Raw genomic sequence first — 12185 nt, 5'->3', positions numbered from 1 at the left:
CCAATATTCATGGCGCGCCACACGGGGAATCACTGGTCCAGGAGACCGGAACCGGGCGATAGTTATGTCGCGCTCCCGCAGTTCCCGCCCATCCGCAGACGATCTCCGCAGACGACTGGGGGACACCCGCCATGACCAGCAGACCCACTCCCCGCCGCACCGTGCTCGCCGTCGCCATCGGCGTCGTCGCCGCCACCGCCTCCTCCACGGCGCACGCCGCGCCGCGCCGCGGCCCCCAGCCGCCGGACGGCCCGGCCGCAGGGGACGGCCCCGGGCCCGGCGCGCCGGAGGCGGCGGACGCGGCGGTCACGGACGCGGCGGCCCGCGCGGCCGTCGACTACCACGGCTGGACCAGCTACGGCGACTGGCGCTGCGGCGCCGCCGAGGGCACCCGGGTCGAGTCCGGCGACCGGCCCGGCGTGGTCATCGACCACCCCGTCGGCACCACGCTCTACACCGACCCGCACACCGGCGCCCGCGCCACCTGGGAGTACGCGACCTGGACCTCCCCGCAGCGCACCCTGCCCGTACCGGCGGGCGAGGCGGTGGTCTCCTGGAACGCCCACACCCCGCCCGGCACCTGGCTCCAGATCGAGCTCCACGGCACGTACACGGACGGCACCAGCACCCCCTGGTACGTGATGGGCCGCTGGACCTCCGGCGACGCCGCCGGGGACATCCGCCGCACCTCCGTCGACGACCAGCGCGACGGCAGGAGCAGCGTCTCCACGGACACCTTCGCCATGGACGCGGCCGCCGGACCGCTGCGGCTGGCTTCGTACGAGCTGAAGGCCACCCTCTACCGCAAGCCGGGCACCCGGCTCACGCCCACCGTGTGGCGGCTCGGCGCGATGGCCTCGGACCTGCCCGACCGGTTCACGGTGCCCGCCTCGACGCCGGGGCCGGGCAGCGCGCGCGAGCTGAAGGCGCCGCGCTATTCGCAGGAGATCCACAAGGGGCAGTACCCGGAGTACGACAACGGCGGCGAGGCGTGGTGCAGCCCCACCTCCTCGCAGATGATCATCGAGTACTGGGGCCGCCGCCCCACCGCGGCCGACCTGGCCTGGGTGAACCCCGCCTACGCGGACCCCCAGATCTGCCACGCCGCCCGCTACACGTACGACTACCAGTACCAGGGCTGCGGCAACTGGCCCTTCAACGCCGCCTACGCCGCGACCTACCGCGACATGCAGGGCGTCGTCACCCGGCTCGGCTCCCTGAACGACGCCGAGAAGCTCATCGGCGTCGGCATCCCCCTCATCACCTCGCAGTCCTTCCTCGCCGCGGAGCTGGACGGCGCGGGCTACGGCACGGCGGGCCATCTGATGACGGTCGTCGGCTTCACCGCCAAGGGCGACGTCATCGCCAACGACCCGGCGTCGCCCACCAACGCGGCGGTCCGCCACGTCTACAAACGCCGGCAGTTCGAGAACATCTGGCTCAGGACGAAGCGCTACAACGCCTCCAACAAGGTGGTCAGCGGCACCGGCGGCATCTGCTACCTCTACTTCCCCGTCGAGGTGACGGAGGAGCAGCGGCGCGTCCTGAGGTCGTTCGGCATCCGCTGACCGGCGCGGCGGGGCGTCAGCCGTTCGGCGCGGCCCGGGGAGGGCGGGCGGACATTCCTGCCGGAAGTGCGTGGTACGCGGACAGGGCCTGCGCCCGGGGCGGCCGTTCGGAGGAGAATGTGCTGTGCGGCACTTTCCCGCGGCGTGCGCCGCGGAGCTTGAGACCGTACGATTGAGGGGCTCACGCCGTGTCACATGCGCCCCTCCATGGCCGAATGCGGACCGTGCTTTTCCGCTTCGGGGTTCCATTCGAACGGACGATCAGTAGCCTCGGCTCAACACACCCGCGATGAGCTGGAGCGACTGACTGATGGAGCGTCCCACCTGGGCCCCCCAGGGAATCGACCTGTCTGTGCCGAGCGTGTCCCGGATCTACGACTACTACCTGGGCGGCTCGCACAACTTCGAGGCCGACCGCGAGGCCGGCCGCAGGGCGATCGAGGCATTTCCCGGGCTGCCGAAGGTCATGCAGACCAACCGCGCCTTCATGCGGCGCGCCGTGCGCTACGCCATCGGCGAGGGTGTGAACCAGTTCCTGGACATCGGCTCCGGCATCCCCACCTTCGGCAACGTCCACGAGATAGCCCAAGCGGCGGACCCCGCCGCCCGGGTGGTCTATGTGGACCACGACCCGGTGGCCGTCGCCCACAGCCGGGCCGTGCTCGACGGCGACCCGCGGTCCGCCGTCGTCGCCGCCGATCTCCGCGCCCCGCTGGAGATCCTGGCCAGCCCCGAGGCCCGCCGGCTGCTCGACCTCGATCGCCCGGTCGCGCTCCTGCTCGTGGCCGTGCTCCACTTCATGGAGGACAAGGACGACCCCTGGAAGGCGGTCGCCCGGCTGCGCGACGCGCTCGCTCCGGGCAGTCTGCTGGTGATGACGCACGCCTCCCTGGAAGGCGGGCCGCGGAAGCCGGAGGAGGGCGCAGGAGTGCAAGGTGTGTACCGCGAGGTCGGCTCGCCGCTGCTGATGCGCTCGCGGGACGAAGTCATCCGGTTCTTCGACGGGTTCGAGATCGTCGAACCCGGCCTGGTCTCCATGCCGCACTGGCGGCCCGACGCCGCCGACACCCCCGAGGGCTCGGACGAGGACCCGGTGGTCTTCAGCGGATTCGCCGGCGTAGGGCGCAAGCAGTGACCGTCGCACGGGGCGGCAGACAGATGCCACGGAGCGCCGCCGACGAGGACCGGCTCCAGCGGTTCGCCGCCATCTGGAGCCGCGCCGTCTACCCCGCCACCACCACCTCCATGACGCGCGCCGAGTTCGAGGGCTACCTCGTGCCGCTGGCGGGCCGGCTCTGCGACGCGCTGCGCGCCCAGCCCTTCGACGCCGGGCCCGCCGCCGACATCGGGGCCGCCCTCGTCGACGCCCACTGCACCGACCCCGAGGCGCTGCCCCTGATCCTCAACGTCATCGACGCCTACCTGGTCCTCTACTGCCCGCCCGGCGACGAGACGTCCGCCGAGGAGAGCCGCTCCCGCTGCTCCCGCCTCCAGCACGGCGTCGCAGCCGGCTTCGCCCGCGCCCTGCGCGAGCGCACCCGCAGCGAGCAGGAGGCCATCACCCGCGCCGCGCTGGGCGCGCGGGCCGAGGCCGAACAGGCGCTGCACGTCAGCGAGGCCCGGTTCCGCGCGGTGTTCGAGGCCGCGGCGGTCGGCATCGGGATCGCCGACGTCGACGGCAAGGTCCTGGAGGTCAACGACGCGCTGTCCCGGATGTTCGGCGGCATGGAGCACCTCGCCAGCGGCAGCAGAGCCACCGACTGGGGGCACCCCGAGGACTCGCCCGAGGTCTGGGGCCTGTACCGCGAACTCGTCCGCGGCGAGCGCGACCACTACCGCATCGAGAAGCCGTACGCCCGCGGCGACGGCAGCGTCCTGTGGACCACGCTCACGGTCTCCCTGCTGCGCGACGCCGACGGCGAGCCCAAGTACCAGATCGCGCTGATGGAGGACATCACCGAGCGGCGGCGGCTGCACGAACGGCTGCGCTACGAGGCCCGCCACGACGCGCTCACCGGCCTGCCCAACCGCACCATGTTCTTCGAACACCTCGACCGCGCCCTCGCGAGCGGCCCCGACGGCGCGGGCGGCGACCGGGTCGGCCTGTGCTACCTCGACATCGACGGATTCAAGGCCGTCAACGACAGCCTCGGCCACGCCGTCGGCGACGAACTGCTGGTCGCCGTCGCGGAGCGGCTGCGCGCCTGCGCCACCGCACCCGGCCAGCTCGTGGCGCGCCTCGGCGGCGACGAGTTCGTCGGCCTGGTCACCGGCCCGTCCGCGGACGCCGAGGCCACCGCGCTCGCCCGGCGGATGCTGCGGGCCCTCGCCGACCCCGTCCACCTCGAAGGCCGCGAGCTGTCCGTACGGGCCAGCATCGGCGTCGTCGACGGGAAGACCGGCACGGCCGCCACGCGGGGCGCCGCCGAGGTGCTGCGCAGCGCCGACATCACGATGTACCGCGCCAAGGCCGCCGGCGGCAACCGCTACGAGCTCGCCGACGCGGCCTGCGACGCCCGCGCCATCGCCCGGCACTCCCTCACCAACTGTCTGCCCGCGGCCCTGGACAACGGCGAGTTCTTCATCGAGTACCAGCCGCTGGTACGCCTCGGCGACGGCGTCGTACGCGGCGCGGAGGCGCTCGTACGGTGGCTGCACCCGGTGCACGGCGTCCTCGGCCCCGACCAGTTCATCCCGCTGGCCGAGTCCACCGGGCTGATCGTGCCGCTCGGCCGCTGGGTCCTCCAGGAGGCGGCCCGGCAGGCCCGCGCCTGGCGGCACGCCGAGGGGGACGGGCCGGACGCCGGGCCGCTGCGCGTCAACGTCAACCTGTCACCGGCCCAGCTCTGCTATCCGGGGCTGGTCGCCGAGACGGTCGAGGTGCTCGCCGAAGCGGGGCTCGACCCCGCCGCCCTATGCCTGGAAGTCACCGAGAACGCCCTGATCGGCGCCGACGAGGACGCCCTGCGGCCGCTGCGGCAACTCGCCGACCTCGGCGTGGACATCGCCCTCGACGACTTCGGAACCGGCTACTCCAACCTCTCCTACCTGCGCAGACTGCCCGTCTCCACGCTCAAGCTGGACCGCTCCTTCACCCGCGGCATGCAGGGCTCGCCCGCCGACCCCGTCGACGTGAAGATCGTCGAGGGGATCGTCTCGCTCGCCCACACGCTCGACCTGTCGGTCACGGTCGAGGGGGTGGAGACGGGGAGCCAGGCCGAGTGCCTGCGCGTGCTGGGCTGCGACACCGCCCAGGGCTGGTACTACGCGCGCCCCGGCCCGCCCGAGCGGCTGCACACGCTCTCGCTGGTGGACGCGGCGTCGTAGGCGCCCCGGCCGGCCCCGGCTGCGGGTCTACGGGCCTTCGGGTCTACGGGCCTGTCACGGGCCCACCGGCGGGCGCCGCGGGTCGCCGAGCTGTTCGTGCTCCTCGTCGGTGAGCAGCCGCGAACGGATCAGGAACCGCACCCCCTCCGGAGCTTCGAGTGAGAAGCCCCCGCCGCGACCCGGCACCACATCCACCGTGAGGTGGGTGTGGTGCCAGCGCTCGAACTGGTCGGCGGCCATCCAGAAGTCGACCGGTTCGGCCACCCCGTCGATGTCCAGCGAGGCGAGCAGCACGTCGGAGGAGCCCGTACGGAACTCGCCGGCCGGGAAGCACATGGGTGAGCTGCCGTCGCAGCAGCCGCCGGACTGATGGAACATCAGCGGGCCGTGCGCGGCGCGGAGCCGGCACAGCAGGTCGGCCGCGGCCGGGGTCAGTGCGATGCGCGAGGCGACAGTCATGGAGGTCTCCTCCGGGGGCGTTGCCGGGAACCGGTTCCTCACCAGGACAGCAGGGCGCCCGTTGCAAGGACGTTGCGAGGGCGCGGCGCGTCCTCTTCCGGGGCGCCCCGGCGGGCCGGTCAGTCGAAGCGGATGTGGCGGGCGCTCGTCGCGTACTGGCGCAGCCGCGTCCGCAGCGGGCCGTCGTCGTTCGCCGCGATCGGCAGCCCGGCCGACCGCGCGATGCGCTCGGCGACGCGCGCGACCGGGGTGCGGTCGGTGCGGATGTGCTCGGCGAACTCCGGTTCCCGCAGCCGCTTCAGGCAGTCGTCGAGCCGGGCCACGGCGAAGCTCTCGGTCTTCAGGCCGAACCCGAACCCCCGCTGGCGCAGCCGCCGCAGCACCGTGGCGCGCTCGGCGAGCAGCGAGAAGTGGTGCACCTCGTGGCCGCCGTCGCGGAGCCTGCCGACGATCTCGGCGAAGTAGCCGGCATCGACGAGCGTCATCGGGACGATGACCGGGCCGGGGTGCTCGCGCAGGGCCAGGTCGAGCATGTCGTACACGCTCCGCCGCCAGGCCGGAAGATCCTGGAAGTCGCCGCGCAGGGCGGGCGGCAGCATGCGGTGCAGCCCGAACCCGGCGTGCTCGGGATCGCACACGACGCTGCCCGCGATCCGCCGGCGCAGCTCGAACGCGGTCTGGGTCTTGCCGCCCCCGAAGGGGCCGTTGATCCACAGCAGCATGCGGCCGACGATACCGGCGGCGCGTCCCCGGCCCGGCGGCGGCGACCGCCGGGCCGGGGCGCCGCGAGCTCGTGCACGGTCACGAACCCTGCTGCATGCGGCGCAGGGAGGCCACCAGTTCGTCCACCTCCTGCGAGGTGTTGTAGAGCGCGAACGAGGCGCGGGCCGCGCTCTCCAGCCCGTAGTGGCGCAGCGCCGGCTGCGCGCAGTGGTGGCCGGCCCGTACGGCGATCCCGTCCCGGTCCAGACAGTCGGCGATCGCCGCCGGGTCCTGGCCCGCGAGCGTGAACGTCAGCACGGCGATCCGGCCCGGCGCCGCGCCCAGGATCTCCAGGCCGTCCACGGCGGCCAGGGCCTGCTGGGCGTACGCGGTCAGCGCCGTCTCGTACGCGGCGACGGCGTCCCGGTCGAAGGAGGTCAGCCACTGCAGGGCGGACAGCAGCCCGACCACCCCGCCGATGTTCCCGGTACCCGCCTCCATCCGGTGCGGCGCCGCCGCGAACGTCGTCTCGGCGAAGTCGACCGACTCGATCATGTTGCCGCCGCCCTGCCACACCGGCATGGCCGCCAGCACCTCCGGCTTCGCGTACAGGGCGCCGATGCCCGTGGGGGCGAACAGCTTGTGCCCGGAGAACGCGTAGAAGTCGGCGTCCAGCGCCTGGACGTCCACGGGCAGGTGGGCGACCGCCTGCGCGCCGTCCACCAGCACCTTGGCCCCGTACCGGTGCGCCAGCGCCGTCATCTGCGCCACGGGCGGAACGGTCCCGAGCACGTTCGAGGCGTGGCTGAGCGCGACGAGCTGCGTCCGCGACGAGAGCAGGTCGGCGTACGCGTCCTGGTCGATCTCCCCTTCCGGCGTGAGCGGCACCGGCACCACGCGGGCATGCCGCTCCTTGGCGATCAGCTGCCAGGGAACGATGTTGGAGTGGTGCTCCAGCACCGGGACGAGGATGTCGTCGCCGGGGCCGAGGTTGGCCCGGCCCCAGCTCTGGGCGACGAGGTTGATCGCCTCCGTGGTGCCGCGGGTGAAGACGATGTCCTCGGGCGCGGCGGCCCCCAGGAAGTCGGCGACCGCCGCGCGGCCCGCCTCGTACGCCTCCGTCGCCTCGCGGGCCATCGTGTGCGCGCCCCGGTGGATGTTGGAGTTGGCGGCGCCGTAGAAGGCGGCGAGCGCCTCGATCACCTGGCGGGGCTTCTGCGTGGTGGCGCCGTTGTCCAGCCAGACGAGCGGGTGACCGTTGACGGTGCGGTGCAGGATCGGGATGTCCTGCCGGGCCGCCTCGGGGGAGAAGCCGCCGCGCCGCGCCGTGGCGCCGCCGGGCGCTCCGGCCGCGCCCGTCGTCGGATACCGGGGCATGCCGGACTCCGCGCCGAGCCCTTGCGCCGAGCCGAGCAGCGCTCCCTCGGACGCGCCCTGGGGGAGCGCTGTGGGGGTCCCGGCCATGGCGCCCGGGGCGGCTTCGGGGGCGGCGGAAGGGGCGCCTGCCGGGGCGGTGGCGGTCGTGCCGGCGGGAACACCGCCCGCGGCTCCGGCGGTGGCCGCGGGCGTACCGCCGGCTCCGGCTCCGGTTACGGCCGCGGGGGGTGCGCCGGTCGCGGCCGTCGGCGCGCTCGCGGCCCCGTTCGCGGGCACGCCCGGAACACCCGGAACGCCCGGCATGCCCGCGCCTCCCGCCGTCGGCGCGCTCGCGAGCAGATGCGCCTCCTCGTAGAGGCGCGCCGCCTGCTCGTACAGGCGCGCCGCCTCCGACAGGCTCTCGCCGCCGGGTACGCCCGTCCTGACGTCAGGAGTAGTCATGGTAGTTCGACACCTCGACGTTCTGGAGCACGGCGCTGGCGTCCTCCACCAGGACCGCGGTGTTGAAGTACGCCGTCATCAGATGCGAGGTGATGCCCTTCTGGTCGGTGCCCATGTTCCGCATGGACAGACCCGGTTCGACCTCGTCGGGGACGCCGGCCGGGCGCAGGCCCACCACGCCCTGCTCGGCCTCGCCCACCCGCATCAGCAGGATCTCGGTGGTGCCGGCGCACTCCGATCCCGCGAACCGCACCTTGTCGGACGGCAGCAGCGGGACTCCGCGCCAGGTCAGCAGCGGACTGCCGAACCGGCTGTCGGTGACCGGGGGCACACCCCGGCGGGTACATTCGCGGCCGAACGCCGCGATGGCCTTGGGGTGCGCGACGAAGTAGCCCGGCTGCTTCCAGACCTTGGCGAGCAGTTCGTCGAGGTCGTCGGGGGTCGGCGAACCCGTGCGGGTCTGTACGCGCTGGCCCGGCGCGACATTGTTGAACAACCCGAACTCGGGGTGGTTCAGGAGCATCGACTCCTGGCGCTCGCGCAGCGCCTGGATGGTCAGGTTGGCCTGCGCCCGGGTCTGGTCGATCGGCTCGTTGTAGAGGTCGGCGACCCGGCTGTGCACGCGCAGCACGGTCTGCGCGAGGCTCATGTGGTACTCGCGCGGCGAGTCCTCGTAGTCGACGTATGTACCCGGAAGCATCGGTTCCCCGACGTGCCCGGCGGTGAGGTCCACCGGCACCTCGGCGCCCGGTTCGGGCATCTCCCCGGCGACGTAGGAGTCGATCGCGGTCCGTACGGCCTGGTCGCGCTCGGCCAGCGAGGCCAGCGCGCTGTGGTCGGCGCAGAGCGCCACGCCTGCGGTGAGGGCCCTGACCCGGTAGGGCATGGGACAGGAGCGGGCCCAGGCGTCGAGGTCGAAGAACTGGCCGTCGCAGACCACTTCGAGCAGCGCGTCCTGTCCGTACCGCCCGGTCACGCGCTTCTCGGCGCGGCCGCGGACGAGCACCCACAGCCGGTCGGCGGAGTCGCCCTCCTGCGCGAGTAACTGTCCTGCCTCGAAGTTGACTTCGGTGAACGCCTCGGCCAGTTCGTTGAGCAATTCCTGGTCGGCGTCGCGCAGATACGGGACCTCTCGCAGGTCTTCGGCGACCACGTGGTGGGTGTCGTTCTCGGTGTAGCAGCTGATCCGGTCGTCGCCGACGACGAACGTCCGGCGGCGGTTGACGCGGTAGACGCCGGACTCGACGTCGACCCAGGGCAGCGCGCGCAGCAGATACCGCGGGCTGATGGCCCGCATCTGCGGGGTGGTCTTGGTGGCGGTGGCCAGCTGGCGTGCGGCCTGGGGACTGAGACTCAATCGGTCGTTCATGGAAACCCCCTCATAGGCGGTGCGCGATCCGGTGGCAGGCCAGAAATCGTGCACGGAACGATGCCCGATGGTCTTCTTGTCACCTCGTGTCCACAAGACGCCATTTTTCTGCAACAGGCTTGAAATATGCGGGTCGATGCTCCTGCAAATTCGTGCAGGGGTGAAGGATTCATGGTCAAAAGGTTCCATGACCACGTGTGCGGCCCCGCGGCCCTGAGCCGTACCCGGTCGGCGATGCGCGGACCGGGTGCTCCGGCCGCGCGCGTACGCGTCCAGAATCGGCCCGTGGCGAATTCGCCTGGCGAATCGGGGCGGGCGGGCGAGGCGGAACCGGGGACGGCCTCGGAAGGGCCCCCGGAAGGACTCCGGCAGGATTCCGGGGCCGGGCCCCGGAGCTCCGCCGACGGCCGCCACGCGACCGAGGAGTTGGAGCACGTCGGCTACAGTGACCTGCTGTTATCCAGATGCACCCGAGCCCTCGCGGTTCGGGGGACGGGAAGGAAGAACCATGCGTCGACGCATGTCCACGCTCGCCGCGTCCGCGGTGCTCGCCGGCGGACTCCTGTTCGCGGCGGTCCCCGCGCAGGCCGCGACGGCCACCGCCGACACCGCCACGATGGCGGCCCGCGGAAAGGTCACGTGCAATGTGAAGAAGATGCGCGCGGAGATCAACGCCCTCAAGAACAAGGCCGCCAAGTACGCGCAGATGGGCGACAAGCAGCGCGCCCAGCAGACGCGTGCCAAGGCGAATGCCAAGCAGCGGCAGCTCCAGGCGTGCATCGACGCCGACAACAACAGCTCGGGCCCGTTCGGCTGAGCGCCGTCGGCTGAATGACGACCCTCGAAAGCCCCCGTTCGGCGATTTCTCCGCCGGGCGGGGGCTTTCGCGCGGGCCGGGAACTCCGCCGGGCAGCCGCTTTCGCACGGACGGCGCCCGCGTACGGACAGCGCCTTTTGTACGGACGGGAGTATTCCTACGGGCAAACGGCGTTGGGCGGGGCGGCAGTCGCACAAGGGGCCCGGCTCCTCCTGGAAGCCGGGCATCCGGTACGGATCTCAGGCGCCGCGAGGCTCGACGTGGAAGCCGAACGCGGCGGTCCCCGGATCGATCATCGTCACCCCGCCGTCGATGGCGAGAGCCACCCCGTTGACATAGGACGCGGCGGGCGACAACAGCCAGGCGATCGCCTCGGCGACCTCCTGCGGCTCGCCGGGGCGGCGCGCGGGCGTGAGCCGGGTCGCCGCGTCGTACCCCGCATCGGCGCCGCCGTCCCCCAGCCCCGCCTCGTCGGCGAAGCGGGCCATCCGCCGGTCGGCCATATCCGTACGGATCCAGCTCGGGCACACCGTGTTGGCGCGCAGCCCCCGCGGCCCGTAATCGGCGGTGAGCGAGCGGCACAGCTGAAGGAGGGCCGCCTTGGACGTCGCGTACGCGGAACTGCCCACGCCGCTGCGCAGCGCGGCCACGGAGGCGACGGCGACGACCGAGCCGCGTGCCTGGAGGAGGTGCGGCAGGGCGGCCTGGATCAGCAGGAAGGGGCCGGTGACGTTGGTGCGCATGACCGCCTCCCAGTCCTCGACGGAGACGTCGCCGACCGCTCCGGCGCGCGCGATTCCGGCGTTGAGCACCAGGCCGTCGACCTGTCCGTAGGCGTCCACGGCCGCGTCGACGAGGCCGCGGACGGCATCGGGGTCGCCGGCGTCGGCGGGGTGGGCGAGGGCCCCGGTCTCCTCGGCGAGCCGGTGCAGCGGCTCGGGCCGCCGGCCGGAGATCACCACCTGGTGCCCGGCGGCGCGCAGCAGCCGCACGGTGGCGGCGCCGATGCCCGTTCCCCCGCCGGTGACGATGACAACTCGCTGATCAGCCATGGTCGTTCACCCTCCGAATATGATCGAGTGCAGGCTGTGCGAGCCTACGTGCGCACTGGCCGTGGGGCGAGAGCGCCTGCTGGTGCGCGGTGGGCCAAGGGCGGTGTGTCAAAGGCCGTGAGTCAAAGGTGGTGTGCCGAAGGCTTGCGTCAGAGGCCGTGCGCCAAAGGTCGGGTGTCGAAGGCCGTGTGTCGAAGGCCGCGTGTCGGAGAAAGAAGCGCTCCGGGGCCGTGCCGGGAGGCGGGGGCGCATGTCAAGATCCGTCGCATGGCCACACTGAGCGAGCTGCTGCCCGTCGAGGCCGTCCGGCTGGACGTCGCGGCGCCGGACTGGCGGGAAGCGGTGCGGGCCGCGGGTGATCTGATGGTCGCCACGGGCGCCTGCACCGCCGCCTATACGGCGGAAATGATCCGCAACGCGGCCGACAACGGGCCGTACATCGTGCTCGCGCCCGGCTTCGCGTTCGCGCACGCCCGGCCGTCGCCGGCCGCGCTGAGGACCGGAATGTCCTGGGTGCGGCTGCGGCGGCCCGTGGAGTTCGGGCATGAGACGAACGACCCGGTGACGCTCGTCGCCGGGCTCGCGGCGCGGGACGCGAGCGCGCATACGGCGGCGATGGCCGAACTGGCGCGGCTCCTGGCGGACCCCGGCGCCGTACGGGCGCTGCACGAGGCCCGTACGCCACAGGCGGCGCATGACGTGCTGACGGGGCGCGCGGAACCGCTGCGGTCGGCAGTGGCCGGTCCCGGTCGCGGCGCCGTCGTGCACAAGATCCTGACCGTGTGCGGCAACGGCCTGGGTACGAGCCTGTTCCTGAAGCACACGCTGGAGCAGGTGCTCGACCGCTGGGGCTGGTCCCGGTACGTCGAGGTCGAGGCGACCGACACCGTCTCGGCCAAGGGCAAGGCGTCCGAGGCCGTCGCCGTCCTCACCTCCCGGGAGATCGCGAGGACGCTCGGCGACGTGGGCGTACCGGTGCGGGCGGTCGAGGACTTCACCAGCGCTGTCGAGGTCGACGCCGTGCTCAGGGACACCTATGACGTATGAGGGCGGGCCCTCAAGGGGCGGGCCCT

General features: G+C 72.7%; 10 protein-coding genes. 5 read left to right on the top strand and 5 right to left on the bottom strand.

Annotated elements, in window-relative coordinates:
• Positions 1–131: 131 nt before the first annotated feature.
• From AB0I49_RS08195 to AB0I49_RS08185, 3 genes are all read left to right on the top strand, one after another.
• On the top strand, positions 132–1568 hold the full coding sequence (locus tag AB0I49_RS08195) for a peptidase C39 family protein (RefSeq protein WP_363226001.1): 1437 nt from the start codon (positions 132–134) through the stop codon (positions 1566–1568).
• 310 nt (positions 1569–1878) lie between these two features.
• Positions 1879–2703: an SAM-dependent methyltransferase gene (locus tag AB0I49_RS08190; protein WP_363226000.1), complete on the top strand. Its 825-nt coding sequence runs from the start codon at positions 1879–1881 to the stop codon at positions 2701–2703.
• 23 nt (positions 2704–2726) lie between these two features.
• Positions 2727–4895: an EAL domain-containing protein gene (locus AB0I49_RS08185; RefSeq protein WP_363225999.1), complete on the top strand. Its 2169-nt coding sequence runs from the start codon at positions 2727–2729 to the stop codon at positions 4893–4895.
• A 54-nt stretch (positions 4896–4949) separates the two neighbouring features.
• On the opposite strand, the gene AB0I49_RS08180 is transcribed toward AB0I49_RS08185, so the two are convergent.
• The 4 genes from AB0I49_RS08180 to AB0I49_RS08165 form a co-directional block, all read right to left on the bottom strand.
• Complete coding sequence (locus tag AB0I49_RS08180) at positions 4950–5354, bottom strand: DUF779 domain-containing protein (protein WP_363225998.1); 405 nt, start codon at positions 5352–5354, stop codon at positions 4950–4952.
• Positions 5355–5473: 119 nt separating this feature from the next.
• Positions 5474–6076: an AAA family ATPase gene (locus tag AB0I49_RS08175; protein WP_363225997.1), complete on the bottom strand. Its 603-nt coding sequence runs from the start codon at positions 6074–6076 to the stop codon at positions 5474–5476.
• A gap of 79 nt (positions 6077–6155) precedes the next feature.
• On the bottom strand, positions 6156–7874 hold the full coding sequence (locus AB0I49_RS08170) for a SufS family cysteine desulfurase (protein ID WP_363225996.1): 1719 nt from the start codon (positions 7872–7874) through the stop codon (positions 6156–6158).
• Positions 7861–9243 carry a family 2B encapsulin nanocompartment shell protein gene (locus tag AB0I49_RS08165; protein WP_363225995.1) on the bottom strand — a complete coding sequence of 461 codons (1383 nt, stop codon included), beginning with the start codon at positions 9241–9243 and terminating at the stop codon, positions 7861–7863. Before AB0I49_RS08165 ends, AB0I49_RS08170 begins: the two co-directional genes overlap by 14 nt.
• A gap of 508 nt (positions 9244–9751) precedes the next feature.
• On the opposite strand from AB0I49_RS08165, the gene AB0I49_RS08160 reads away from it, so the two are divergent.
• Entirely contained in the window at positions 9752–10060 is a 309-nt protein-coding gene (locus tag AB0I49_RS08160) for a hypothetical protein (RefSeq protein ID WP_363225994.1), read from the top strand.
• Positions 10061–10299: 239 nt separating this feature from the next.
• Here AB0I49_RS08160 and AB0I49_RS08155 read toward each other — a convergent pair whose 3' ends face one another.
• Positions 10300–11112 (bottom strand): SDR family oxidoreductase, encoded by an 813-nt coding sequence (locus AB0I49_RS08155; protein WP_363225993.1) that lies wholly within the window; start codon positions 11110–11112, stop codon positions 10300–10302.
• Between the two features lie 267 nt (positions 11113–11379).
• Between AB0I49_RS08155 and AB0I49_RS08150 the strand changes: the two genes are divergently transcribed.
• Positions 11380–12159 carry a PTS sugar transporter subunit IIA gene (locus AB0I49_RS08150; protein ID WP_363225992.1) on the top strand — a complete coding sequence of 260 codons (780 nt, stop codon included), beginning with the start codon at positions 11380–11382 and terminating at the stop codon, positions 12157–12159.
• Positions 12160–12185: the final 26 nt, after the last annotated feature.

Source organism: Streptomyces sp. NPDC050617, assembly GCF_040654795.1.
Taxonomy (GTDB): domain Bacteria; phylum Actinomycetota; class Actinomycetes; order Streptomycetales; family Streptomycetaceae; genus Streptomyces.
The sequence above is the reverse complement of the archived record's forward strand: the minus strand, read 5'-3'. Positions and strand labels throughout refer to the sequence as shown.

Bases quoted from the DNA above. Each gene is read 5' to 3' on its own strand.
- AB0I49_RS08150 (WP_363225992.1), top strand. From the start codon at position 11,380: ATGGCCACACTGAGCGAGCTGCTGCCCGTCGAGGCCGTCCGGCTGGAC.
- AB0I49_RS08155 (WP_363225993.1), bottom strand. From the start codon at position 11,112: ATGGCTGATCAGCGAGTTGTCATCGTCACCGGCGGGGGAACGGGCATC.
- AB0I49_RS08175 (WP_363225997.1), bottom strand. From the start codon at position 6,076: ATGCTGCTGTGGATCAACGGCCCCTTCGGGGGCGGCAAGACCCAGACC.
- AB0I49_RS08170 (WP_363225996.1), bottom strand. From the start codon at position 7,874: ATGACTACTCCTGACGTCAGGACGGGCGTACCCGGCGGCGAGAGCCTG.
- AB0I49_RS08180 (WP_363225998.1), bottom strand. From the start codon at position 5,354: ATGACTGTCGCCTCGCGCATCGCACTGACCCCGGCCGCGGCCGACCTG.
- AB0I49_RS08160 (WP_363225994.1), top strand. From the start codon at position 9,752: ATGCGTCGACGCATGTCCACGCTCGCCGCGTCCGCGGTGCTCGCCGGC.
- AB0I49_RS08190 (WP_363226000.1), top strand. From the start codon at position 1,879: ATGGAGCGTCCCACCTGGGCCCCCCAGGGAATCGACCTGTCTGTGCCG.
- AB0I49_RS08165 (WP_363225995.1), bottom strand. From the start codon at position 9,243: ATGAACGACCGATTGAGTCTCAGTCCCCAGGCCGCACGCCAGCTGGCC.
- AB0I49_RS08195 (WP_363226001.1), top strand. From the start codon at position 132: ATGACCAGCAGACCCACTCCCCGCCGCACCGTGCTCGCCGTCGCCATC.
- AB0I49_RS08185 (WP_363225999.1), top strand. From the start codon at position 2,727: ATGCCACGGAGCGCCGCCGACGAGGACCGGCTCCAGCGGTTCGCCGCC.